This is a genomic window from Ruoffia halotolerans (assembly GCF_014049385.1).
Classification (GTDB): Bacteria; Bacillota; Bacilli; order Lactobacillales; family Aerococcaceae; genus Ruoffia; species Ruoffia halotolerans.
The window spans coordinates 49,254-73,216 of the sequence record NZ_JACAOA010000006.1; the positions used below are offsets into that span (position 1 = coordinate 49,254).

Below are 23,963 nucleotides of genomic sequence, written 5' to 3' on the forward strand. Positions count from 1 at the left end.
AGAATATTATGTTTGAAAAAATTAAAGAAATTATCGTGGATCAATTAGGTGTAGAAGAGAGTGAAGTAACTTTAGAAACTAGCTTTGAAAACGACTTAGAAGCAGATAGCTTAGATATCTTCCAAGTAATCAATGAAATCGAAGACGAATTCGATATTACAATTGATACTGACCAAGACTTAAAAACAGTTGGAGATTTAGTTAGTTACGTAGAAGGATTAGACAAATAATTTTTCTCGTTAGATAAAGGGAGGTATATATGAAGACAGCCATTACAGAATTATTAAACATTGAATATCCTATTGTTCAAGGTGCAATGGCATGGGTTGCTGATGCAGATTTAGCGAGCGCAGTATCCAATGCTGGTGGATTAGGCGTTCTAGGAACAGGACATGACCCTGTAGAATTAGTTCGAGAAAAAGTTGAATTAATGAAGTCAAAAACTGACAAACCTTTTGCAGTGAATGTCATGCTTTTAAACGCAAATACCGAAGAGGTTGTTGATTACTTAATCGAATCTGGAATAAAAATCATCACAACAGGTGCAGGAAACCCTGCAAAATACATGCAAAGATTTCACGATGCAGGAATTAAAGTGATTCCAGTTGTAGCTTCAGTCGCTCTTGCACGAAGAATGGAGAAAATCGGAGCTGCCGCTGTTGTTGTTGAAGGGATGGAAGCTGGGGGGCATATCGGTAAATTAACGAGTTTAGCTCTTTTAGCTCAAGTCACAGAAGTTGTAACGATTCCTGTCATTGCTGCAGGAGGATTCGGAGACGGTCGTGGATTAGCAGCAGCTTTAATGCTAGGTGCTGAGGGTATTCAAGTGGGTACTCGTTTCGTTGTTGCAGAAGAATCTAATGCGCATGATAACTTTAAGAATGCAATCCTTAAAGCAAGTGATATTGATACAGTTGTAACAGGTCAGATTACAGGACATCCAGTCCGCGTACTGAGAAACCAACTAACAAAAGAATATTTACAAGTCGAGAAAGAAATCACAAGTCTTCCAGGTCAAGACTTTTCACGCTTAGAGCAAATGGCTCAAGGTGCTCTAAGAAAGGCCGTTGTGGAAGGTGATACAGTAGGTGGATCAATGATGGCTGGCCAGATTGCCGGTTTAATTAAAGAAAGACAAACTGTTAAAGAAATTATTGAAGATTATATTCAAGTAGCGAAAGAAACATATAAGGAAAAAGCAAATTATTTTGAAGCTTAATTGAAAGGGTGATTTTATGAAATTGGCTATTATATTTAATGGTCAAGGTGCACATTATGAGGGAATGGGAATGGATTTTGTCGAAGCATTTCAAGAAGCAAAAGAAATCTTCACTCAAGCAGAAGACATCACTCAATTACCGATTCAAACGTGGATCAATTCTGATATCAATCAATTGGCTTTAACAAAAAATGCTCAACCTGCAATCGTTACAACAAGCTTAGCTATTTATGAATCGATTAAAACTAAACTCCCAGCCATACAATATATGGCTGGGTTAAGTTTAGGTGAGTATAGTTCTTTAATTGCCAGTAACGTATTAGAACTTGACGAAGGATTAAATTTAATCAAAAAACGTGGAGATATTATGTCCGCGTACTGTGAACACATCGAAAAGGATGCAAGTTATCTTATGGCAGCTGTAATTAATATGCCCATCGATGAAATTAAGACACTTGTTGAAAGTATTCGTACCGAAGAGACGCCTTTATATATTGCTAATTATAACTCGCCGACACAAATTGTTGTCGCTGGAATAAAAGAAGCAGTCACTGCTTTTAGAAAAGAAGCAAAAAGTTTAGGTTATCGTAAAGTCATACCTTTAAAAGTAGAAGGACCTTTCCATACTCCGATTATGAAAGGGATGCAAGCAGACTTCGAAAAAGTACTTGTCGACACAAACTTTCAAGCAGGAAAAGTTCCAGTAATTAGTAATGTAACCGTTGAGAATCATTCAACAGATCAGATTCGAACTTTATTAAGTGACCATTTGGTCAAACCAGTGAAATGGTTCCCAACGGTTCATCGCTTAAAAGAAGAAGGAATTACACATGTTGTCCAAATTGGACCAGGAAATACCTTAGCTAAATTAATGGCGAAGGATGAATTGGCTCCAGAAGTTTTAGTTGTGGATAAAGTTGAAGATATTGAAGAATTAATACAATGGTTAAGTAGTGGAGGGAAATAATGACATTAACATGTTTAATCAGCGGTAGCTCAAGAGGAATTGGTCTTGGCATCGCTAAACATTTAGCAGAAGCTGGGCATCAAGTAATTTTAAATAGTCGTAAACCAATTGCTGAGAAAGTACTTCAAGAATTTGCTGACTATGAATTGGAAGTAGGTCAAGCCATTGGAGATATTAGTAACTTTGATGGAGCGAAAAAACTTGTTGAAGAAGTACGCGAAACATATGGTAGAATCGACGTTTTAATTAATAATGCGGGTATTACAAGCGATGGATTATTCCTTCGTATGACAGAAGAAGATTTTGATAATGTAATCAATACAAACTTAAAAGGAACATTTAACTTAACAAGATTTGTATCACCGATAATGTTAAAACAAAAATCGGGGACGATTATTAATATGTCAAGTGTTGTAGGTGTAACAGGAAATCCAGGGCAAGCAAATTATGCTGCCAGTAAAGCGGGCGTAATCGGTTTAACTAAGTCTTTAGCGAAAGAGCTAGGCAGTCGATCAATCACTGTCAATGCCATAGCACCAGGTTATATTGAAACTGATATGACTGACGCTTTGAGTGATAAAGTAAAGAAAACAATGTTAAGTCACATTCCATTAAAACGCTTTGGTCAAGTTGAAGAGATTAGTTCAGTCGTTGATTTCTTGATTACTAACCGATATATAACTGGCCAAGTAATCGAAGTTAACGGTGGATTACATATTTAAGGAGGATTCTATGAGAAGAGTCGTAATAACAGGTCTAGGAACTGTATCACCTATTGGTAATAGTGTCGATGCATTCTGGGACAGTGTATTAACAAATAAATCAGGTATAGCACCAATTGAAGGTTTTGATGCTTCTGAAACTGGTATAACTGTTGCTGGGGAAGTCAAAGGTTTTGATGCAAGAGAAGAATTGGGAAGAAAAGATAGTCAGAGAATGGATAAATTCTCACAATTTGGTGTCGCAGCAAGTAAAGAAGCTGTTGAGATGAGTGGTTATGATATTTCAAGTAATCCCTTTAATGTAGGGGTAATGGTGAGTTCAGGAATTGGTGGACTACACGCTATTCAAAACGGTATTTTAAAAATGAAAGAAAAAGGACCTAAAAGAGTCCCACCATTATTCGTGCCATTAACTATCGGAAACATGGCCGCTGGGAATATTTCAATGCAGTTTGGTGCACGTGGAATCAGTTTAGATATCGTCACAGCCTGTGCCAGTGCCACGAATGCGATTGGTGAAGCGTTTATTAAGATTCAAAATGGGCTATTAGACGCTTGTATCGCGGGTGGTGCTGAGTCAACAATTAATGAAATAGGAATTTCAGGTTTTGCTGCCTTAACTGCGTTATCAAAAAATGAAGATCCAGCAAAAGCTTCTCGTCCATTCGATAAAGACCGTGACGGTTTTGTTATGGGAGAGGGGGCTGGGATTGTGTTTTTAGAATCATTAGAATCAGCTCAAGCACGTAAGGCAACGATTTATGGTGAAATTGTTGGTTATAGTTCAAACTCAGATGCTTATCACATGACTGCGCCATTACCTGACGGAAGTGGTGCTGGAGAAGCGATGAAAACTGCAATCAAAATGGCAGGGATTGAAGCCGAAGCTGTTGATTATATCAATGCTCACGGTACAAGTACACCAACAAATGATTCAGGTGAAACAACAGCGATTAAATATGCTTTAGGAGATCACGCACATAAAGTACCAATTTCAAGTTCTAAAGGACACTTTGGACACTTATTAGGAGCAGCTGGTGGTGTTGAGTCAATTATGACGGTTAAAGCATTACAAGAAGGCTTTATCCCACCAACATTAGGCTTAGAAAATTCAGACGATGCATGTGATCTTGATTATGTACCTGGTGAAGGACGTAAACAAGATATTCAATATGCTCTATCTAACTCACTTGGCTTCGGTGGACATAATGCAGTCCTTTGCTTTAAACGTTGGGATGGTGCGTAATTTGAATCAAGAACAATTATTATCATTAATCGATAAATTAGATCAATCATCACTCGCTTTCTTAAATTATGAATCAGACGATGTAAAACTCGTTCTTTCAAAAGAAATGCCCAAGGAAGCACCGGTTTTCTACGGACACCAAGAAGAAAGTAAACCAGCACAAACACCGACAGTAGAGCAAGAAACAGCTCCAAATCAAATCGATGAAGCGAAACCAGTAACAAACGACACCGACGTTGAGGAAGGTGTATTAATTACATCACCAATGGTTGGGGTAGTGTATTTACAACCTAACCCAGATAGCGAAGCATTCGTTAAGGTTGGTGACACTGTGTCAGAGGGAGATACAGTCGTAATTATTGAAGCAATGAAATTAATGAATGAAATTCAAGCGAACCATTCAGGAACAGTTGTAGAAATTCTTGTTGAGAATGAAACTGTTGTTGAATTTGGTCAACCAATTATGAGAATTAACTAGGAGGAAAACAATGACACTATTAACAGCAACTCAAGTAATGGAAATTATTCCAAATCGTTACCCAATTTTCTTTATCGATGCAGTGGATGAATTAATACCGGGTGAAAAAGTTGTCGCACGTAAAAACGTGACAATTAACGAAGAAGTATTCCAAGGACACTTCCCTGGAGAACCTGTATTCCCAGGTGTTCTAATTGTAGAATCATTAGCACAAGCAGGCTCAATTCCATTATTATCATTAGAAGGATTTGACGGAAAGACAGCTTACTTAGGTGGTTTAAATAATGTTAAATTCCGTAAAAAAGTTGTTCCTGGAGATGTATTACGTCTTGAAGTTAATATTAAAAAACTAAAAAGTAATGCAGGTATCGGAATTGGTAAAGCATATGTTGGAGATAAAGTTGTATGTGAATGTGAAATGACATTCATTATAGGGGCGAAATAAGATGTTTAAGAAAGTTCTCGTGGCAAACCGTGGAGAAATCGCGGTTAGAATTATACGTGCGCTCCGCGAGATGGATATAACTTCAGTGGCTATCTTCAGTGAAGCAGATCGGAATGCCTTGCATGCTGAATTAGCGGACGAAGCTATTTGTATTGGTCCAGCAAAATCTTTGGATTCATATGCAAATCCAGTCGCTGTCATCAGTGCTGCTTTAGCAACAGGAGTGGATGCAATCCATCCTGGTTACGGTTTTCTATCAGAACGTAGTGATTTTGTGACTTTATGTGAAGATGTAGGTATTGAATTCATTGGACCGAATAGTCATATTATTGATGTTATGGGACATAAACAACATGCCAGAGATACAATGCGTAAGTCTGGTATTCCAATTACTCCTGGTAGTGCGGGGTTAATTTATTCAATTGAAGAAGCCCGTGATATTGCGCTTGATATTGGATACCCTTTGATGATTAAAGCCGCAGATGGTGGTGGCGGTAAAGGGATGCGCCGTGTAGAAGATGCTTCACAATTAGATGCATTGTTTAGTCAAGCACAGAATGAGACGGAAGCAATATATGGAAATAAAGACCTATATATTGAACGTATTATTGCTCCAGCAAAACATATTGAAGTTCAATTGTTAGGAGATAAATACGGTAACGTTATTCATCTAGGAGAAAGAGATTGCTCATTCCAACGTAACAATCAAAAATTTCTAGAAATCTCCCCAGCAGTCAGTCTGCCCCTAGAGGTCAGAAAAAACATATGTGAAACAGCTGTAAAAGCAGCAAAAGCCATAGGCTATCAGAACGCGGGAACCATTGAGTTTTTAGTTGATAAAGACAATAACTTCTTCTTCATGGAGATGAATACACGTTTACAAGTTGAGCATCCCGTAACTGAAATGGTTACAGGTGTGGACATAGTAAAAGAACAAATCCGTGTAGCCATGGGTGAGCCATTAACTTATAAGCAAGAGGATATTCAAGTAAAAGGCTTTGCGGTTGAAGTACGTTTGAACGCAGAGAATCCAAGAGACAATTTCAGACCTTCCGCTGGTCACATTGATCAATTAATGTTTCCCGCAGGCGGTCTAGGTTTACGAGTTGAATCTGCTCTTTATCCTCATTACACATTACCACCATTCTATGATTCAATGGTGGCGAAAGTAATTACGCATTCAAATACTTTAGAAGATGCTTTGAAGATAATGGAGCGCGCTTTATATGAAGTGACGGTTGAAGGCGTTGAGACAAATATCGACTTACTCGAAGCACTTGTAAGTGATGAATATATTAATTGGGACAGAGTGCATACGAAGTGGTTAGAAACCCACTATATGCCAAAATGGTTAGAAACAGAAGTAAACACTGAAGAATAAGAGGTGATGTTTTGGCTTTATTTAGGCGAAAAAAAACAATAAGAATAAATCCAATTAGTCCCGCTGAAGTAGCCACACAAAGATCATCTATTCCAGATAATATTGCAGAAAAATGTCCACATTGTGATCGAATTATATTACAAAATCATATTACAGAAGATTACTGCTGCCCACATTGCAGTGAACATCTACATTTTCCAGCTTATGAACGTATTCAATGGTTAGTAGATGAAGGGTCATTTAAGGAATGGGATAGCGATCTAAATGCGAAGAACCCACTAGATTTTCCAGGCTATAGTGCCAAGTTAGAAAAAGCGCAAGATAATACACAATTGAAAGAAGCAGTCGTCGTAGGTGAAGCAGAACTTGATGGTAGAGCAATAGCAATTGGTGTGATGGATAAACGATTCGTCATGGCAAGTATGGGAACAATTGTCGGTGAGAAAATTACACGGCTGTTCGAGCATGCGACGGAGCATAAACTACCTGTTATTCTTTACATTGCTTCTGGTGGAGCTAGGATGCAAGAAGGGATCTTATCCTTAATGCAAATGGCGAAAATCACGCAAGTGGTTGCGCAACATCAAGACGCAGGTTTATTTTATTGTAGTGTGTTGACAAATCCAACCACCGGTGGTGTCACCGCGAGTTTTGCGATGCAAGGGGACGTAACACTAGCAGAACCTCGAGCAGTCGTAGGTTTTGCAGGGAAACGTGTGATTGAACAAACAATTAAAAGTAAATTAACGAAAGACTTTCAACAAGCTGAATGGGTGTTTGATAATGGTTTTATCGATTCAATTGTACCAAGATCAAACCAGAAACAAATCATCAACCAATTAGTCCAAGCTCATTCATATGAAGGTGGTGTGTAATTATGAGCCAAGCCTATGAAAAAGTCTTAAAAGCGAGAGATTTAAAAAGAATCTCAGCCATTGATATCATTGAGAATTTAACTGATTGGTTTATTGAATTACATGGAGACCGTCATATGGAAGATGATAAATCCATTATTGGAGGTATAGGCATGTATGACGGGCAACCTATAACGATTATCGGTATTCAAAAAGGCCGTACAACCCGTGAGAACATAGAACGAAACTTTGGGTCAGTCGGGCCGGGCGGTTACCGAAAAGCAATTCGCCTTGTCGAACAAGCGAATAAATTTAATCGTCCAATATTAACCTTAATTAATACAGCTGGAGCACATGCCTCACCAGAATCAGAAGAGACAGGTATAGGGGAAGCAATCGCTCAATCACTATTAACTTTTGCGAAAGTTGAAGTTCCTACCTTATCGATAATTCTCGGAGAAGGAGGAAGCGGGGGAGCGCTAGCTTTGGCATTAACAGATGAAGTGTGGATGCTTGAGAATAGCGTTTACTCTATTCTTTCTCCAGAAGGCTTTGCATCTATCTTATGGAAGGATGCGAATCTGGCTTCAAAAGCAGCGGATGTTATGAAACTTACTGCATCTGATTTACACGAATTAAAAGTCGTAGAAAAAATCATTCCAGAGATAAATCATGGAGTTCCTTTAAACCGAGATGTCATCTTAAAACGGACTATAAATAATATTAAAGCGAAGTTTAAGGAATTAAATCAGCTGGATGTAGAAACACGATTAGCCAATCGTAATAAACGATTTAGATCTTTTTAAGAGATAAAATAAATAAGTGTTAGTGAAATAGTTCACTGACTCTTATTTTTTGTGACAAAATAATTCGATTAGGTGAAAAAAAGACGAAATGAATAAAAATATTTTATTAATTCCAAAAATAATAATGCCTTTAATATATTAAAAATAAACAGTTTACAATTAAGTTATAGCTAGTATTTAAATAAAATTTTATATATAAATTCACTCAAAACATTAAATAGAAACAATTTATAAAAGTACTATAAAAAAAACACTATAACAAACTCGTTTGAAATATCTAATTTGCTTATAATAAATGTTACAGTCGATTTTTTGTACTACAACAGAATTTCCTTATTGAAACACATTTTCAATGAAAATATAACAACAAAAAAATTTTCAAATTTCAATCGACATATTGTGAATGTTTTCTCAACAAGCTTAAAATCAAGTTTTGTAAACGTTTTATAATATTTATAATACTTGCAATTAATTAATGAGCGTGATAAATTAGAAGCAACTGAATAGTACAGTTTATTGTGCTTTGTATTATTCTATATAATTTTAAGAGAGGAATGTGTAATAGCATGGCAAATAAAAAAGCTCCTGCAAAAATGGAAGATCTGCTAAGAGCAGACAACTTTGATTTTAGCACAGTTCAAATATTAGATAATGATGGAAAGGTAGTTAATGAGGAATTAATGCCTGAACTTTCAGACGAAGAATTAGTAACATTTATGGAAGATATGGTTTTCTATCGCGAGTGGTATAACCGTACACAAGCATTAAGTCGTCAAGGACGTTTAGGATTCGTAGCTCCAACAACTGGACAAGAAGCTTCTCAATTAGGAACAATTGCCGCAACAACTGAAGATGACATTATCTTCCCAGGATACCGCGATATACCTCAATTAATGCAACATGGATTACCTAGTTACAAAGCATACTTATGGTCTAAAGGACATGTAGAAGGAAGTACTTACCCTGAAGATTTCCGAGCTTACCCACCACAAATTATCATTGGTGCTCAGTATGTTCAAACTGCTGGTGCAGCTCTGGGTATCAAGAAAAATGGTCGTAAAGCCGTAGCAATGACTTGGACGGGTGACGGTGGTTCATCTCAAGGTGATGTGTATGAAGGTATGAACTTTGCCGGAGCTTATAAAGCACCAGCAATCTTCGTAATTCAAAACAACGGTTGGGCTATCTCAACTCCACGTGAATTCCAAACTGCAGCACCAACATTGGCTCAAAAAGCTGTGGCTGCAGGTATTCCAGGTATTCAAGTTGATGGTATGGATATTTTAGCGGTTTATGCTGTAACGAAAGCTGCTCGTGAATATGCGATTGCAGGAAACGGACCAGTATTAATCGAAACATTATGTTACCGTTTCGGGCCTCACTCACTATCAGGTGATGATCCAAAACGTTACCAACCAGAAGGTGCTCAAGAAGAATGGCGTCAACGTGACCCATTAAACCGGTACCGTAAATTCTTAACTGAAAAAGGATTATGGTCAGAAGAAAAAGAGAATGAAGTAGTAGAGAACACTAAAGAAGCTGCTAAAGAGGCAATCAAACAAGCAGAATCTACTCCTAAACAAAAAGTTTCGGACTTCTTGAAAAATATGTTCGAAACTCCTGACTATGTAACACAAGAACAAATTGAATACTACGAAGCAAAGGAGAATAAATAATCATGGCTCAAATGACAATGATTCAAGCGATCACAAACGCTTTAGAAATTGAACTAGGCAACGATGACCGTACTTTAGTCTTCGGTGAAGACGTAGGAGCTAACGGTGGGGTATTCCGTGCCACAGAAGGCTTACAAGATAAATTTGGAGAGGAACGTGTATTTAACACACCTTTAGCAGAATCTGGTATCGGTGGTTTAGCCGTTGGTTTAACATTTGAAAACTTCCGTCCAATTATGGAAATCCAATTCTTCGGATTTGTTTTCGAAGTTATGGACTCAATTGTAGGACAAGCAGCGCGTACTCGTTACCGTACAGGTGGATCACGCACTATGCCAATCACAATCCGTTCACCTTTCGGTGGAGGAGTAGCAACACCAGAAATGCATGCGGACTCATTAGAAGGTCTAATTGCACAATCACCTGGTATTAAAGTTGTTATCCCATCTAACCCATATGATGCTAAAGGATTATTAATCTCTGCAATTCGTGATAATGACCCTGTTGTTTACTTAGAACATATGAAACTTTACCGTTCATTCCGTGAGGAAGTTCCAGAAGAAGAATATACAGTTCCATTAGGGAAAGCGAACATTGTTAAAGAAGGAACTGACGTTTCTATCATCACTTACGGTGCAATGGTTCGTGAAGCAATTTCAGCAGCAGAAGCGCTTGAAAAAGAAGGTATCTCAGCTGAAATCGTTGACTTACGTACTGTTCACCCATTAGATATCGAAACAATCGTTGCTTCAGCTGAAAAAACTGGACGTGTTGTCGTTGTGCAAGAAGCACAACGTCAAGCCGGTGTTGGTGAGAAAGTAATTTCTGAAATTTCACAACGTGCAATTCTTTCACTAAAAGCTCCAATTGGATTCGTAGCAGCTCCAAACACTGTCTTCTCATTCGGTATGGCAGAAAAAGACTGGTTACCAAATGCTGATGATATCGTAGCAAAAGTAAAAGAAGCTACTGATTTCTAAATATAAATACTTAGGGTAGGACTGCTACTCTTTGGTTATTTGTTAAACATATCTGAAAACGAGAAAGGATGTAAACACCCAATGGCATTTAAATTTAAATTACCTGAATTAGGCGAAGGTATCGTTGAAGGTGAAGTTGTATCTTGGTTAGTTGCTGAAGGCGACCAAGTTCAAGAAGACGATATTTTAGTAGAAATTCAAAATGATAAAGCAGTAGAAGAATTACCTTCTCCAGTAAGTGGAACAGTTTCAAAAATTGTTGCACAAGAAGGTGAAGTAACAACAGTTGGTCAAGTACTAATAGAAATTGACGCACCTGGTTACGAAGATGAAGCTGAAGAAGAAGCGGCTCCAGCAGCACCAGCAACTCCAGCTCCAGCAGCACCAGTAGCTAAACCAGCAGCAGGTGGATCTAACTTCATGTTCCGTTTACCAGAATTAGGTGAAGGAATTGTTGAAGGTGAAGTTGTATCTTGGTTAGTAGCTGAAGGCGATACAGTTGAAGAAGATCAAATTCTTGTAGAAATTCAAAACGATAAAGCAGTAGAAGAACTACCATCACCATACGCTGGTAAAGTAGTTAAAATCCATGCATCAGAAGGAACAGTTGCAGTCGTTGATGATATCTTAGTTGAAATTGATGCACCGGACTACGAAGGTTCAGGCGAAGATACTCAATCAACTCCAGCATCACCAACAGGTGAAGCAGGCGAAGATCCAGCACAACAACCTGCTGATTCTAACGCTCAACCTGTAGCATCTACAGGTACTGCAGGCGTAAATAGCGCAACAGGACGCGTTCTAGCAATGCCTTCTGTACGTAAATTAGCACGTGACAAAGGAATTGATATCACATCAGTAACACCATCTGGTAAAGGTGGACGTGTTACAGCTGATGACGTGAATAACTTTGATCCAAATCAAACAACAGCTCAAGCTCCAGTGGCAGTAGCAGCACAAACTGAAACAGCTTCTGAAGTGAAAGCAGCTCCAGCTAAAGCAGCACCAGCTAAAACAGCAGAACCAGCTTCTGTACCAGTTTCAGAACGTCAAACTCGCGAACCTATGTCAGGTATGCGTAAAGCAATTGCTCGTGCAATGGTTAACTCTAAACATACAGCACCTCATGTTACATTACATGACGAAATTGAAGTTTCTAAATTATGGGATCACCGTAAGAAATTCAAAAATGTTGCTGCAGAACGCGATACTAAATTAACATTTTTACCATATGTTGTTAAAGCTTTAGTAGCAGCTGTTAAGAAATACCCAGTATTAAACGCATCGATTGATGACTCAACTAACGAAATAGTTTACAAAAACTACTTCAATATCGGAATTGCAACAGATACAGATCGTGGATTATACGTACCAAATATTAAAGATGCTAACGCATTAAGCATGTTTGATATTGCTGACGCAATCACTGATTTATCAAGTAAAGCTCACGAAGGTAAATTATCTGCTACTGAAATGGGAGATGGAACTGTTACAATTTCAAATATCGGTTCTGCAGGTGGTAAATGGTTCACACCAGTTATCAATTATCCAGAAGTAGCTATCTTAGGTTTCGGTTCAATTGTACAACAACCTGTTGTTAATGACGAAGGTGAATTAGCAGTTGGACGTGTTGTTAAATTGTCATTAAGTTTTGACCACCGTATCGTTGACGGTGCTACAGCACAACACGCTATGAACGAAATCAAACGTTACTTAGCAGATCCAGAATTATTGTTAATGGAAGGATAAGGTGAATAAATAAATGGTAGTTGGAGATTTCGCAGTTGAATTAGATACAGTAGTTATCGGTTCAGGCCCTGGTGGATATGTTGCAGCGATTCGTGCAGCACAACTGGGCCAAAAAGTTACCATCATTGAACGTGAACATATTGGTGGGGTTTGTTTAAACGTAGGATGTATTCCTTCTAAAGCACTTATTAGTGCTGGACATGCATACCACAATGCACAAAACAGTGAAGTATTTGGTGTAACAACTAACGAAGTTAAATTAGACTTCAAACGCACACAAGAATGGAAAGACAACACAGTTGTTGCCAAATTAACGGGTGGCGTTGAAATGTTACTGAAAAAGAATAAAGTTGAAATCATTAAGGGAGAAGCTTTCTTACAAGATGATCATCATTTACGTGTTATTCATGAAGATGGCGCAGAAAGTTATTCATACAAAAATGCAATCATCGCCACAGGTTCTCGACCAATTGAAATCCCAGGATTCAAATTTGGTGGACGTGTTATCGATTCAACTGGTGCTTTAAACTTAACAGAAGTACCTAAAAAATTAGTTGTTATTGGTGGTGGAGTGATTGGTTCGGAATTAGGTATGGCTTATGCTAACTTAGGTTCTGAAGTAACTATCCTTGAAGGTTCACCTCAATTATTACCATCGTTTGAAAAAGACATGGTAAGAGTTGTTGAGAAAGAAATGAAAAACCGTAATATGACTGTTCATACAGGCGCAATGGCTAAAGAAGCAGTTGATAACGGAGATTCAGTTACTGTTAAATTTGAAGTTAACGGTAAAGAAGAAGAAGTAAATGCTGATTACGTATTAGTATCAGTAGGACGTCGTCCAAACACTGACGAAATGGGCTTAGAGTTAGCAGGCGTTAAGATGACTGATCGTGGTTTAATCGAAGTTGATAACCAAGGTCGTACTAACTTACCTAACATCTATGCAATTGGTGATATCGTTGCTGGTGCGGCATTAGCACATAAAGCTTCATACGAAGGTAAAGTTGCAGCAGCTGCAATCAGTGGAGAAGCTGATACTGTAGATTACGTTGCAATGCCAGCTGTAGCATTTACAGATCCAGAATTAGCTTCTGGAGGTCATACTGCAAAAACAGCTAAAGATGCTGGATTATCAGTTAAAGCATCTAAATTCCCATTCGGTGGTAACGGTCGTGCAATTTCATTAGACCAAACTGAAGGATTCGTTCGTTTAGTAACTACAACAGAAGATAATATTCTTGTTGGTGCTCAAGTAGTAGGTCCGAACGCATCCGAGGTAATAACTGAATTAATCCTTGCTGTAGAAGGTGGCTTAAATGCAGAAGATTTAGCATTAACTATTCACTCTCACCCATCATTAGGTGAAGTTGTAATGGATACTGCTGAATTAGCATTAGGACAACCCATCCACATTTAATTTAATTTTTGAGAGAGTAAGTAAAAAACTTACTCTCTCTTTTTTTTGCATATTTTATAAACTATAACAACATGTGGGTGTGTATAAAGTACAAAAGAACACTAAAAAAACTTGAAATATTGAAAAATAAATTGTTTTTATTTTTTTGTATGCATTGGATTTAATCTAGGTGGTAGCGCAATCATTATGAAATATATAAAAATAATCGCCCGAAAAAATTAAAATAAAAAATAAAATATTTTTTGTTAGTAAACTTAATGCAAAAAAATAAAAACTATAATGTTAAATATATTCAAGGTCAATATAATCCTACACAAAAAAACGCTGTGATTACTGACTAGTAAGTATTTGTGTTAATGTAATTTCCATGGTAAAATAAAAAATGTTGAATAAATATTTATTAGCTTATTATTTGACGTGATACAAACTATAAAAAGTTTGTGCACAATATTTTTAAAGAAAGAGGGGTCGCTTTTGAGTGAGACAAAATTAGTTAATATATTCGGTATTAATGTTGGATTTAATACATTAGTTGCAATGATTGCTACTTTGATTATTGTATTTCTTCTATCTTTATTTTTCACACGTAAACTGAAGGTTGAGAATCCTGGAAAGACACAAACTGTCTTTGAGTATTTAATATCATTTATTAATGGGATTGTTGAGGAATCTTTTGGTAATCAAATTCAACCTGTCTACGTCATGTTAGCTTTGACGCTATTTCTATTCGTTTTCGTATCAAATGTGCTTGGTTTACCATTTTTAGTGGAAGCTCATGAGATTTCGTATTGGAAAAGTCCGACAGCGGATCCAATCGTCTGTATTGCATTAGCTCTTACTATGAATTTCATTTCGCATATTCTAGGGATCAAGAAATTTGGTTTTGGCAAATATTTCAAAAAGAATTATGCTACACCTAATGTAGCCGTACTCCCGATTAAAGTTGTAGATGAAATTATTTCAATTGCTACTTTGTCATTACGTTTATTTGGGAATATCTTTGCAGGTGAGATACTACTCGCATTAATCGCTCAATTAGGTAACAGTTTCGGCTTAGTTACTTGGTTAGCTGGGATACCATTACAAATGGTATGGCAAGGATTTTCATTATTCATTGGGGCATTACAAGCATATATCTTTGTAACGTTATCCATGGTTTATTTATCACAAAAAGTTGTTACTGATCATTAAAATTTTAAAATATAAAGGAGACATGTAATTATGAACGGAATTGGTGCTGCAATAGCGATTGCTTTCGCTGCTTTAGGGTCTGCGATCGGGAACGGTATGGTTATTTCAAAAGCAATTGAGTCGATGGCTCGACAACCAGAAATGGAAAGTAAAATTAGAGGGACAATGTTTATCGGTGTAGGTATGATCGAGGCTATCCCAATTATGGCTGCCGTTATTGCATTCATGTTAATATTCATGTAAGAATTAACTACGGAAAATGGAGGGAATTAAATGCTTGAATCAATACTTCAAACAGGAGTAGGTCATTTCTTAATGACAATTATATCCTTCGCTATTCTTTTATTTATCGTTTCTAAATTTGCTTGGGATCCCATATCAAAGATTCTACAAGAACGTGAAGAAATGATTGAAAGTAATATTAACGATGCTAAAACAGCGAAAAAAAATGCTGAAGCAACGGAAGATGAAGCAAGGGAAATGCTTACTAACGCGAGAACTGAAGCCAACAAATTAGTACAAGATACAAAATGGCAAGTTTCAAAGATGAAAGCTGATCAAATTGAACAAGCAAAAGAAGAGATAGAAGAAATGCGCACACAAGCAGAACTATCTATTCAACGCGAACGTAGACAAATGCTAGAATCAATGGAAGATCAAATTGGTAAATTATCTATCGAAATTGCTGAACAAGTATTAAGACGTGAAGTAAATTCGAAAGACCACCAACAATTGATATCAGAATTAGTATTAGAAATGGATGCGAGTATAAATGAAAGTAGATAATATAAATAATTCACTTAATGAAGAACAATTACTACGACAACTTGCTTCATCTTCTATCAACAAAAAACGAATCAGACAAGCAAGTGAGCAAGGTGATTATCGTTCGAATGAAAAAGTGAGAATAACAAGTGCACAACAATTAACTGATGAAGAAAGAAAAACAGTGATTGATGCGGTGAGTCATGTCATTCCTTTCGACAATGATAAAGTCGATTTTCGTGTAGATCCATCCATGATAGCTGGAATCAGAGTACAAAGTACAACTTACTTTTACGATAACAGCTTAAAACGTAAACTAAATGATTTAAATGGTTATCTACACAAACAAATCAATATGAAATAGAGGTGAAATGATTGGAAACTGAAAAATTAACTACGCGGTTACGTCAACAAATCCAACAATTTGATGCATCACATCACCTTGAAGAGATTGGAATCATTTCTTTCGTTGGGGATGGTATTGCCAGAGTCAATGGCTTAGATAATGCCATGAACGGTGAGATGATTGAATTCGCTAACGGTACTATTGGAATGGTACAAAACTTAGAAAAAGATGATATCGGTGTGATTATCCTTGGAGAATATGTTGATATTGACGAAGGAGATTTAGTTCGTCGGACGAATCGAGTGATGCAGGTTCCAGTAGGAGAAGCCCTATTAGGAAGAGTTGTCAATCCACTGGGAGAACCCTTAGATGGGAATGGACAAATTATCACTAAGAAAAATCGTCCGATTGAAGCAGAAGCACCAGCAATTATGGATAGAGAAAGTGTTGCTGAGCCATTGCAAACTGGGATTAAATCCATTGATACATTAGTTCCAATTGGACGTGGACAACGTGAATTAATAATCGGAGACAGAAAGACGGGTAAGACAACTTTAGCAGTAGATACAATTATTAATCAAAAAGATGAAGATGTGATTTGTATTTATGTAGCGATTGGTCAAAAAGAATCTACTGTTAAAAACTTAGTGACAACACTGGAACGTCACGGAGCGATGGATCATACGATCGTTGTTTCTGCGAGTGCTTCATCTATGTCTAGTTTATTATATTTAGCTCCATATGCGGCTACAGCTATGGGTGAAGAGTTTATGTATAACGGACGTCACGTATTAATTATTTATGATGATTTATCAAAACAAGCAGCAGCTTATCGTGAGATGAGTTTATTACTTAAAAGACCACCCGGACGGGAAGCATATCCCGGTGATGTATTCTACTTACACTCACGCTTATTAGAACGTTCAGCTAAATTGAATAAAGAAATGGGTGGCGGTTCAATGACTGCTTTACCGATTGTAGAAACACTTGCTGGAGATATATCTGCATATATTCCAACAAACGTTATTTCGATTACAGATGGACAGATCTTCTTGGATCAAAATCTATTCTTCTCTGGTGTAAGACCTGCCGTTGATGCAGGGTTATCAGTATCTCGTGTAGGGGGATCAGCACAATTGAAGGCAATGAAGAAAGTTGCCGGGACACTTCGCTTAAACTTAGCAAGTTATCGAGAACTCGAGGCATTCTCTCAATTTGGAGCAGATTTAGATGAGTCCACTCAAAGAAGATTAGATCAAGGTAAATTAACGGTTGAAGTATTAAAACAATCGTCTCATTCACCAATACCCGTAGCGAATCAAGTCATTATGTTATTTGCTTTAACTCACGGATATTTAGAAAATATCCCTGTTGATCAAGTGAAATACTATGAAGAGCAATTATACGATTATATCGAGACAACATACTCAGACGTCTTGAGAGAAATTGTAGATACGGGTGATTTACCGGATCAAGAAAGATTAGATAATTTATTAAGTAACTTTGGAGAAATGTTTCGAACAACGCAAACAGTAGATTAATCGAGGTGATATATATTGGCGTTAGAAGAAATTAGAAGACAAATTGATTCAATCAATAAGACATCTCAAATTACTAAAGCAATGAGTTTAGTTTCTACGACTAAGTATAACCGAATAGTTAACATATCAAGTAATTATGAAATATATGCAACGAAAATTAAACAAACGGTTGCGAACTTAATGCGCCACGTGGGCGATATTAGTAATGCGGGTTATGTTACGAATAGTGATTTAACAAGTATTGTCGATTTTCATGATTTATTGATTAATCGACCAGTTAAGAAATCAGGTTACTTAGTGATTACTTCTGACAAAGGATTAGCTGGAGGTTACAACTCAACGATATTGAAAGAATTTAAAGCGTTATTGGACGAAAGAAATCAAGGGGCAGAAGATATCGTTGTGATGGCCGTCGGTGAACCGATTATGAAATTATGTCGAAAAGAAAATTTTAATGTTGCACACGAGTTGCATCATTTACCTGACTTTCCGACATTTACACAAGTTCAAAGTTTAATCCAAAAATGTGTTGAGTTATTTAAAAATGAGATTTTCGATGAATTATATCTAGTTTATAATCACTCAATAAATGCTTTGCAGAATGAATTTCGTTGTGAGCAATTATTACCTCTGACAAATCTTCCAACTGAAGAAAAAACAGATGTTGATTATGCCATAGAACCTGATGTTCCAGATGTGTTAGATATACTGCTTTCTCAATATGCAGAAAGTATGATTTATGGAACAATCTTAGATGCAAAAACCGCAGAACAAGCAAGTCGTATGCAAGCAATGACTCAAGCAACTGATAATGCTACTGATTTAATTAAGAATTTACAATATGTCTATAATCAACAAAGACAAAAACGCGTAACGAATGAAATCATCGAGATTACGAGTGGTGCGAATGCACAAAATTAAAGGAAAGAAGGCAAGATAACATGAGAATTGGAAAAGTAGAACAAGTTATCGGCCCAGTCGTCGATGTTCGGTTTCCTAAAGACGATGGCGTCCCTCATATTCAGAATGCTTTAGTGATCATTCCAAATGTAACAGAAGAGACAGTTACTGAAGAGGATTTAAATCGTGATGATGTAACAGTCGTCGAAGTATCATTGGACTTAGGTGAAGGGACTGTTAGAACTATTGCTATGAATGCGACTGAAGGTTTAAGTCGTGATATGGTAGTGGTTGATACAGGTTCAACTATCCAAGTTCCTGTTGGAAAAGAAGTTTTAGGACGAGTATTTAATGTGCTCGGTCAGACAATCGATCGCCGTGGTCCATTAGAAACTGGCTATGAATTGAAAAGTATCTATAATGATGCTCCAAAGTATGAAGACTTAGAAAGTAACTTTGAAGTATTGGAAACTGGAATTAAAGTTATTGACCTATTGGCACCTTATTTAAGAGGTGGGAAAGTCGGGCTCTTTGGTGGTGCAGGAGTGGGTAAGACAGTACTCATTCAAGAATTAATCCACAATATCGCACAAGAACGGGATGGGATTTCCGTCTTTGCTGGTGTTGGAGAACGTTCTCGTGAAGGGAATGACTTAATTCAGGAGATGGCTGAGAGTGGTGTTGATAAGAATACTGCCTTAGTGTTTGGTCAAATGAACGAGCCACCTGGAGCGAGAATGAGAACTGTATTAACTGGTTTAACTATGGCAGAATATTTCAGAGATACAATGAAACAAGACGTACTACTATTCGTTGATAATATCTATCGTTTCACTCAAGCAGGATCTGAGGTATCAGCTCTATTAGGCCGTATGCCGTCTGCTGTGGGTTACCAACCGACATTAGCAAGTGAAATGGGCGCCATGCAAGAACGTATCGCTTCTACGGTTGATGGTGCGATTACATCGATTCAAGCTGTATATGTTCCAGCAGATGACTATACTGACCCGGCGCCAGCGACAACGTTTGCCCATCTGGATTCAACAACAAATTTAGACCGTAAGTTAACGTCACAAGGTATTTATCCAGCAGTGAACCCGCTAGAATCAACATCGATTGCTTTATCTGAAGATATTGTTGGTAATAGACATTATCAAATTGCAACACAAGTTCAACAAACATTGCAAAGATATAATGAATTGCAAGATATTATCGCAATTCTTGGTATTGAAGAATTAAGTGATGAAGAGAAAGTGACAGTGACACGTGCACGTCGTATTCAATTATTCTTATCACAAAACTTCCATGTAGCTGAACAGTTTACTGGCGTTCCAGGTTCGTTTGTAACAGTTGAAGAAACATTAGATGGCTTTGAAGGTATCTTAGAAGGTAAATACGACACTCTACCTGAAGAAGCGTTTAGAAACGTGGGTGCGATTAATCAAGTGATTGATAAAGCTGAAGAATTAGGTATTGATGTTTCCCAATATAAATAAATAATTCGATTCAGGAAGTGAGGTAAGTAACATTGGCTAAAAAACACGAACTATTACAAGTGAATATTTATGCTCCTGAAGGATTAATTTATACTCACTACTCACGAGGTATTGTAGTGAAGACAACAGACGGAGAGATGACGATACTTCCCAATCATATTCCAGTGATCACATCGTTAACGGTTGGTTCAATTAAAGTGAGCCGACGTGAGGAATCGATGGCGGATAACTATATTGCGATAAATGGTGGTATTCTCGAAATGCATGATAATGTTGTTGAAATTACTGCGACGTATGCGATTCGTTCAAGAGATATTGACGAAGGGAAAGCACTTATTGAGAAACAACAGGCCGAGGCAGAATTAGAAACCGCCTTATCAAATAATGATACAGTTGCTCACCGTCGTGCTCGTATTGCTTTGAATCGAGCAATTAATAAGATTAACGTTAAGGCAAAAAATATTTAAAAATATCCAGAACCTACTTACTAAAGTCAGGTCTGGATATTTTTTATATTTATTTAATTAATTTGTGAAGAGGTTTATAAATCTGATTAAGTGTTTGATATAAATCAGAATCTTCTGTTTCCTTCGAAAGGGTCCGTGACAGATTCTTAATTGTTGCAATGTATTTCGAGGCTAAAGTAGAAATTGATGCTTTATCAGTGCCTTTAAGCTGTTGAGCTTCTTTTATAATAACATTCTTTAAAAGCGATAAATTACGACGTGCATCTGGTCTTTTCTTATCATCAAGTAAAAGCATGCCATTATCAGCTAAACGTCTTAAATCGCGAATATGTTGCGTTAGATCCGTATCATTTGAGTCTTGGAGTAAAGCTTCTCTTGTCATTTCATTTATATCCATTGCATCTTGCTCCTTTTCTTCATTGATACATTCATTGTAACAAGATATACTAAAAAGAATGATGATTCTAACTTGAAAAGGAGTAAATTATGCAGAAAAAACAAACATGGATTGATTATTATAATATGGAAGCCCATCCTGAGGGTGGCTATTTTCATCAAGTGTTAAAGTCAGACGAAACTTTTGAAAGAGAAAATCAATCTCCAACGGCACTTTATACGAGTATATACTTTCTGTTAACTGATTCAAATCCGTCCAGATTTCATCGTTTAACTTCTGATGAGATTTGGTACTATCATTATGGGAATCCATTAACAGTTCATATGATTACTCCAGAAGGGGAGTATCAACAAGTTTATTTAGGGACGGACATCGAAAAAGGCCAAGTGCTTCAAGCGGTCGTACCTAAAAATACGATTTTTGGATCGACGGTTGAAGAGAAAGACGGTTATTCGCTTGTAGGTTGTATGGTGAGTCCTGGCTTTAAATTTGAAGACTTTGAATTATTTGAACGACAAGTTCTACTAGAAAAATACCCCGAACATAAAGAAATTATTACTCGCTTAACTACAGAAGAAAAATAATTTAAAAAAATAAGCCACACTAGATTTAATTTTCTAGTGTGGCCTTTATCATGTGATTATTTTAAATCTTTTAAGCGAGCATTTTTAACGTCAGTGATTGTTTGTGTTCCTGCAAGTTGCATGACACGTTTTAAATCGTTTTCGAAGTATTCGAATACGCTCTTAACGCCTTTCCATCCACCTAAAGCTAAACTGAATAATACTGGTCGACCGATAGCAACGATATCAGCACCACTTGCTAGCGCTTTGAAGATGTGCTCTCCACGACGGATTCCACTATCGAATACGATTGGCACACGACCAGCAACTACTTCAGCAATTTCTTCTAATACTTCGAATGAAGCAGGAGCGCCATCTAGTTGACGTCCACCATGGTTTGAAACCCAAATTCCGTCAACACCAACAGCAATTGCTGCCATAGCATCTTCAGGGGTTTGAACACCCTTTATGAATACTGGAAGGCCAGAGTAATGTTTAATGAATTGAATATCTTTTAAGTCAATTTTTTGTTTAGATTGGCCATAGATATTGTTTAATGACATGTTTTCCCCTGAACCAGTCAAGTAACGTGAAACAATTGGCATACCGAATGGGTATACAAATTTATTTCGTGTATCACGGTCACGGTTACCACTTACTGTTGCATCAGCAGTTAGGATGATTGCTGATGCACCGTCTGCTTTTGCTTCGTCTAAGATATTTTTGTTTAATTCATCATCTTTACTCATGTAAATTTGGAACCAACGTGGGTTACCTGCGAGACCTTCTTCAATCTCTTCGAATGAAGCACCTGAATAAGCACTAATTGACATAATTGTTCCGCCAAATTCGCTAATTCCTTTCGCTGTTCCGGCTTCTTTAGACTCGTGAGCTAAACCGTGAGCAGCGATTGGAGCCATAATGAATGGTACTTTTAAATTATGTTCAAAGATTTTTGTTTGTGTATCAGGGAATTCAACGTCAGCTGCTATACGAGGTAAGATTCCTTTTTGGTTAAATGCTGAAACGTTACGACGCAATGTAAACTCATCACCAGATCCACCAGCCATGTAATCAAATCCGCCACTAGGAACGATTTCTTTAGCAAAGTCCTCTAATTCAATCGTATTAATAATATTTAAATCTTTTACCTCTTGAGGTGCATTATATTTGTTTTCTTCTGTCATATTAATCTTCTCCTTTTTTTAATTAAAATAATAATTGTAATATTTGAGCACCGATAGGTGCGAACACAACAATAACAATACCAGTGACAACAATCGCTAAACCAGACATTGCTCCTTGAACTTCTCCAACTTCAATCGCTTTTGAAGTCCCCATAGCATGAGCACTTGAACCAAAGGCAATCCCTTGAGCAACCGGGTTAGTAATATTAGCTACTCTAAATAGAGTAGGTCCAATTAAAGCCCCCACAACACCAGTGAATACTACGACCGCAACAGTTAACGGTACTAAGCCACCAACAGATTCAGATATACCAATTGCAATTGCAGTCGTTACCGGTTTAGGTAAGAATGTCGCTGCTAATGGATAGTCGAATCTAAACAACAAGCTAAACAGAATGATCAATACAGTATGGAATGCCACACCGGATACAATCCCTGTTAAGATTGCTGGGTAATTCTCTTTTAAGTACTTGAAGTTTTTCTCTAGCTTGATTGCTAAGGCAACCGTAGCTGGAGTAACCCAGATACTAATATATCTTCCTCCCTCATTATAAGTTTCATATGACACATTCGTTAGAAGTAATAAAATAATGACACATATGATAGCGAATACCAAAGGATTAAAAAGTGGTAATTTAATCCGCTTATAAAGAATACTTCCAAGTAAATAAAAGCCAATAGAAACCATAAAACCAAAAAATGGTGTTGCAACTAAAGTACTTATCATTTTTTAGCCCCCTTGTTCTGACGTTTGTCGATCTGTTTTTGAACAACTGTACCCACACACCACATCATTAATGCAGTCGTAACAAATAAAATTATAAGTAGCTGCCACCAAACGTTCCCGCCCAGTACTTCGAACTGAGTCATTAATCCCACCCCGGCTGGGACAAACAAGAAAGCCATGTTATCAGTCAGCCAAGTTCCTACGTCATCTACTTTTTCAATCGGTAAAATATTGAAATGGAGAGCTAAGAATAATATGACCATTCCGATAACACTACCTGGAATTGTAACAAACCGCGAAATAATTAGCGACAATATTTCCCCTAAATACGAGAAAATAAGTAGCCAAAATAACTGTTTTAACTTATCCATGTATGTCATCCTTTTCAATTATGATATAATCAATATGGAGCAAAATCCATAAGATATGAAAGCGTTTCA

General features: G+C 37.1%; 27 protein-coding genes. 23 read left to right on the forward strand and 4 right to left on the reverse strand.

Annotated features, from left to right (window positions below; all coding sequences use genetic code 11):
- Positions 1-8: 8 nt before the first annotated feature.
- The 22 genes from HW423_RS03425 to atpC all read left to right on the forward strand — a co-directional run bounded on the left by HW423_RS03425 (position 9) and on the right by atpC (position 20,649).
- Positions 9-230, forward strand: a complete 222-nt coding sequence (locus tag HW423_RS03425; protein WP_218930547.1) for an acyl carrier protein — start codon at positions 9-11, stop codon at positions 228-230.
- Between the two features lie 29 nt (positions 231-259).
- Positions 260-1,219, forward strand: a complete 960-nt coding sequence (fabK, locus tag HW423_RS03430; protein WP_218930548.1) for an enoyl-[acyl-carrier-protein] reductase FabK — start codon at positions 260-262, stop codon at positions 1,217-1,219.
- Positions 1,220-1,235: 16 nt separating this feature from the next.
- Positions 1,236-2,186 carry an ACP S-malonyltransferase gene (locus HW423_RS03435; protein WP_218930549.1) on the forward strand — a complete coding sequence of 317 codons (951 nt, stop codon included), beginning with the start codon at positions 1,236-1,238 and terminating at the stop codon, positions 2,184-2,186.
- A complete protein-coding gene (fabG, locus tag HW423_RS03440) occupies positions 2,186-2,908 on the forward strand; it encodes a 3-oxoacyl-[acyl-carrier-protein] reductase (protein WP_218930550.1) in 723 nt (240 codons plus the stop codon). The genes HW423_RS03435 and fabG overlap by 1 nt, the downstream gene beginning before the upstream one ends.
- A gap of 10 nt (positions 2,909-2,918) precedes the next feature.
- Positions 2,919-4,154, forward strand: coding sequence for a beta-ketoacyl-ACP synthase II (gene fabF, locus HW423_RS03445; protein ID WP_218930551.1), 1,236 nt, complete (start codon positions 2,919-2,921; stop codon positions 4,152-4,154).
- Positions 4,117-4,632, forward strand: a complete 516-nt coding sequence (accB, locus tag HW423_RS03450) for an acetyl-CoA carboxylase biotin carboxyl carrier protein (RefSeq protein WP_235956271.1) — start codon at positions 4,117-4,119, stop codon at positions 4,630-4,632. The genes fabF and accB overlap by 38 nt, the downstream gene beginning before the upstream one ends.
- A gap of 10 nt (positions 4,633-4,642) precedes the next feature.
- Positions 4,643-5,077 (forward strand): 3-hydroxyacyl-ACP dehydratase FabZ, encoded by a 435-nt coding sequence (gene fabZ, locus HW423_RS03455; protein WP_218930552.1) that lies wholly within the window; start codon positions 4,643-4,645, stop codon positions 5,075-5,077.
- Between the two features lies 1 nt (position 5,078).
- Complete coding sequence (locus HW423_RS03460) at positions 5,079-6,458, forward strand: acetyl-CoA carboxylase biotin carboxylase subunit (RefSeq protein ID WP_218930553.1); 1,380 nt, start codon at positions 5,079-5,081, stop codon at positions 6,456-6,458.
- Between the two features lie 11 nt (positions 6,459-6,469).
- Positions 6,470-7,333 (forward strand): acetyl-CoA carboxylase, carboxyltransferase subunit beta, encoded by an 864-nt coding sequence (gene accD / locus HW423_RS03465; protein ID WP_218930554.1) that lies wholly within the window; start codon positions 6,470-6,472, stop codon positions 7,331-7,333.
- A gap of 2 nt (positions 7,334-7,335) precedes the next feature.
- Complete coding sequence (gene accA / locus HW423_RS03470; RefSeq protein ID WP_218930555.1) at positions 7,336-8,118, forward strand: carboxyltransferase subunit alpha; 783 nt, start codon at positions 7,336-7,338, stop codon at positions 8,116-8,118.
- A gap of 566 nt (positions 8,119-8,684) precedes the next feature.
- Complete coding sequence (gene pdhA, locus HW423_RS03475) at positions 8,685-9,794, forward strand: pyruvate dehydrogenase (acetyl-transferring) E1 component subunit alpha (RefSeq protein ID WP_218930556.1); 1,110 nt, start codon at positions 8,685-8,687, stop codon at positions 9,792-9,794.
- Between the two features lie 2 nt (positions 9,795-9,796).
- Positions 9,797-10,774, forward strand: a complete 978-nt coding sequence (locus HW423_RS03480) for an alpha-ketoacid dehydrogenase subunit beta (protein ID WP_218930557.1) — start codon at positions 9,797-9,799, stop codon at positions 10,772-10,774.
- 81 nt (positions 10,775-10,855) lie between these two features.
- The gene (locus tag HW423_RS03485; RefSeq protein WP_218930558.1) at positions 10,856-12,523 is read left to right on the forward strand and encodes a dihydrolipoyllysine-residue acetyltransferase; all 1,668 of its coding nucleotides are present in this window, start codon (positions 10,856-10,858) and stop codon (positions 12,521-12,523) included.
- Positions 12,524-12,536: 13 nt separating this feature from the next.
- Positions 12,537-13,943 carry a dihydrolipoyl dehydrogenase gene (gene lpdA, locus HW423_RS03490; protein WP_218930559.1) on the forward strand — a complete coding sequence of 469 codons (1,407 nt, stop codon included), beginning with the start codon at positions 12,537-12,539 and terminating at the stop codon, positions 13,941-13,943.
- A gap of 474 nt (positions 13,944-14,417) precedes the next feature.
- Positions 14,418-15,134, forward strand: a complete 717-nt coding sequence (gene atpB / locus HW423_RS03495) for a F0F1 ATP synthase subunit A (RefSeq protein WP_218930560.1) — start codon at positions 14,418-14,420, stop codon at positions 15,132-15,134.
- A gap of 30 nt (positions 15,135-15,164) precedes the next feature.
- Positions 15,165-15,377: an ATP synthase F0 subunit C gene (atpE, locus tag HW423_RS03500; protein ID WP_218930561.1), complete on the forward strand. Its 213-nt coding sequence runs from the start codon at positions 15,165-15,167 to the stop codon at positions 15,375-15,377.
- A 30-nt stretch (positions 15,378-15,407) separates the two neighbouring features.
- The gene (gene atpF / locus HW423_RS03505) at positions 15,408-15,920 is read left to right on the forward strand and encodes a F0F1 ATP synthase subunit B (protein ID WP_218930562.1); all 513 of its coding nucleotides are present in this window, start codon (positions 15,408-15,410) and stop codon (positions 15,918-15,920) included.
- Positions 15,907-16,263 (forward strand): F0F1 ATP synthase subunit delta, encoded by a 357-nt coding sequence (locus tag HW423_RS03510; protein ID WP_218930563.1) that lies wholly within the window; start codon positions 15,907-15,909, stop codon positions 16,261-16,263. Before atpF ends, HW423_RS03510 begins: the two co-directional genes overlap by 14 nt.
- Before the next feature lie 11 nt (positions 16,264-16,274).
- Positions 16,275-17,786 carry a F0F1 ATP synthase subunit alpha gene (gene atpA, locus HW423_RS03515; RefSeq protein ID WP_218930564.1) on the forward strand — a complete coding sequence of 504 codons (1,512 nt, stop codon included), beginning with the start codon at positions 16,275-16,277 and terminating at the stop codon, positions 17,784-17,786.
- Between the two features lie 15 nt (positions 17,787-17,801).
- Positions 17,802-18,707, forward strand: coding sequence for an ATP synthase F1 subunit gamma (gene atpG, locus HW423_RS03520; protein WP_218930565.1), 906 nt, complete (start codon positions 17,802-17,804; stop codon positions 18,705-18,707).
- Positions 18,708-18,727: 20 nt separating this feature from the next.
- Positions 18,728-20,182, forward strand: coding sequence for a F0F1 ATP synthase subunit beta (gene atpD, locus HW423_RS03525; RefSeq protein WP_218930566.1), 1,455 nt, complete (start codon positions 18,728-18,730; stop codon positions 20,180-20,182).
- 32 nt (positions 20,183-20,214) lie between these two features.
- Complete coding sequence (gene atpC / locus HW423_RS03530) at positions 20,215-20,649, forward strand: ATP synthase F1 subunit epsilon (RefSeq protein ID WP_218930567.1); 435 nt, start codon at positions 20,215-20,217, stop codon at positions 20,647-20,649.
- A gap of 49 nt (positions 20,650-20,698) precedes the next feature.
- On the opposite strand, the gene HW423_RS03535 is transcribed toward atpC, so the two are convergent.
- Positions 20,699-21,046 carry a hypothetical protein gene (locus tag HW423_RS03535; RefSeq protein WP_218930568.1) on the reverse strand — a complete coding sequence of 116 codons (348 nt, stop codon included), beginning with the start codon at positions 21,044-21,046 and terminating at the stop codon, positions 20,699-20,701.
- Between the two features lie 89 nt (positions 21,047-21,135).
- On the opposite strand from HW423_RS03535, the gene HW423_RS03540 reads away from it, so the two are divergent.
- Positions 21,136-21,630, forward strand: coding sequence for a cupin domain-containing protein (locus HW423_RS03540; protein WP_218930569.1), 495 nt, complete (start codon positions 21,136-21,138; stop codon positions 21,628-21,630).
- A gap of 56 nt (positions 21,631-21,686) precedes the next feature.
- Here HW423_RS03540 and HW423_RS03545 read toward each other — a convergent pair whose 3' ends face one another.
- From HW423_RS03545 to HW423_RS03555, 3 genes are read right to left on the reverse strand one after another with little or no spacing between them, the layout of a single operon-like run.
- Entirely contained in the window at positions 21,687-22,796 is a 1,110-nt protein-coding gene (locus HW423_RS03545; protein ID WP_218930570.1) for an alpha-hydroxy-acid oxidizing protein, read from the reverse strand.
- 22 nt (positions 22,797-22,818) lie between these two features.
- The gene (locus tag HW423_RS03550) at positions 22,819-23,523 is read right to left on the reverse strand and encodes an LrgB family protein (RefSeq protein WP_218930571.1); all 705 of its coding nucleotides are present in this window, start codon (positions 23,521-23,523) and stop codon (positions 22,819-22,821) included.
- Entirely contained in the window at positions 23,520-23,894 is a 375-nt protein-coding gene (locus HW423_RS03555) for a CidA/LrgA family protein (protein ID WP_218930572.1), read from the reverse strand. The genes HW423_RS03550 and HW423_RS03555 overlap by 4 nt, the downstream gene beginning before the upstream one ends.
- Positions 23,895-23,963 lie beyond the last annotated feature (69 nt).

Excerpts from the sequence above, each read along its gene's own strand:
- HW423_RS03425 (WP_218930547.1), top strand. The coding sequence starts at position 9 with ATGTTTGAAAAAATTAAAGAAATTATCGTGGATCAATTAGGTGTAGAA.
- fabK (WP_218930548.1), top strand. The coding sequence starts at position 260 with ATGAAGACAGCCATTACAGAATTATTAAACATTGAATATCCTATTGTT.
- HW423_RS03435 (WP_218930549.1), top strand. The coding sequence starts at position 1,236 with ATGAAATTGGCTATTATATTTAATGGTCAAGGTGCACATTATGAGGGA.
- fabG (WP_218930550.1), top strand. The coding sequence starts at position 2,186 with ATGACATTAACATGTTTAATCAGCGGTAGCTCAAGAGGAATTGGTCTT.
- fabF (WP_218930551.1), top strand. The coding sequence starts at position 2,919 with ATGAGAAGAGTCGTAATAACAGGTCTAGGAACTGTATCACCTATTGGT.
- accB (WP_235956271.1), top strand. The coding sequence starts at position 4,117 with ATGCAGTCCTTTGCTTTAAACGTTGGGATGGTGCGTAATTTGAATCAA.
- fabZ (WP_218930552.1), top strand. The coding sequence starts at position 4,643 with ATGACACTATTAACAGCAACTCAAGTAATGGAAATTATTCCAAATCGT.
- HW423_RS03460 (WP_218930553.1), top strand. The coding sequence starts at position 5,079 with ATGTTTAAGAAAGTTCTCGTGGCAAACCGTGGAGAAATCGCGGTTAGA.
- accA (WP_218930555.1), top strand. The coding sequence starts at position 7,336 with ATGAGCCAAGCCTATGAAAAAGTCTTAAAAGCGAGAGATTTAAAAAGA.
- pdhA (WP_218930556.1), top strand. The coding sequence starts at position 8,685 with ATGGCAAATAAAAAAGCTCCTGCAAAAATGGAAGATCTGCTAAGAGCA.
- HW423_RS03480 (WP_218930557.1), top strand. The coding sequence starts at position 9,797 with ATGGCTCAAATGACAATGATTCAAGCGATCACAAACGCTTTAGAAATT.
- HW423_RS03485 (WP_218930558.1), top strand. The coding sequence starts at position 10,856 with ATGGCATTTAAATTTAAATTACCTGAATTAGGCGAAGGTATCGTTGAA.
- lpdA (WP_218930559.1), top strand. The coding sequence starts at position 12,537 with ATGGTAGTTGGAGATTTCGCAGTTGAATTAGATACAGTAGTTATCGGT.
- atpE (WP_218930561.1), top strand. The coding sequence starts at position 15,165 with ATGAACGGAATTGGTGCTGCAATAGCGATTGCTTTCGCTGCTTTAGGG.
- atpF (WP_218930562.1), top strand. The coding sequence starts at position 15,408 with ATGCTTGAATCAATACTTCAAACAGGAGTAGGTCATTTCTTAATGACA.
- HW423_RS03510 (WP_218930563.1), top strand. The coding sequence starts at position 15,907 with ATGAAAGTAGATAATATAAATAATTCACTTAATGAAGAACAATTACTA.
- atpD (WP_218930566.1), top strand. The coding sequence starts at position 18,728 with ATGAGAATTGGAAAAGTAGAACAAGTTATCGGCCCAGTCGTCGATGTT.
- HW423_RS03535 (WP_218930568.1), bottom strand. The coding sequence starts at position 21,046 with ATGGATATAAATGAAATGACAAGAGAAGCTTTACTCCAAGACTCAAAT.
- HW423_RS03540 (WP_218930569.1), top strand. The coding sequence starts at position 21,136 with ATGCAGAAAAAACAAACATGGATTGATTATTATAATATGGAAGCCCAT.
- HW423_RS03545 (WP_218930570.1), bottom strand. The coding sequence starts at position 22,796 with ATGACAGAAGAAAACAAATATAATGCACCTCAAGAGGTAAAAGATTTA.
- HW423_RS03550 (WP_218930571.1), bottom strand. The coding sequence starts at position 23,523 with ATGATAAGTACTTTAGTTGCAACACCATTTTTTGGTTTTATGGTTTCT.
- HW423_RS03555 (WP_218930572.1), bottom strand. The coding sequence starts at position 23,894 with ATGGATAAGTTAAAACAGTTATTTTGGCTACTTATTTTCTCGTATTTA.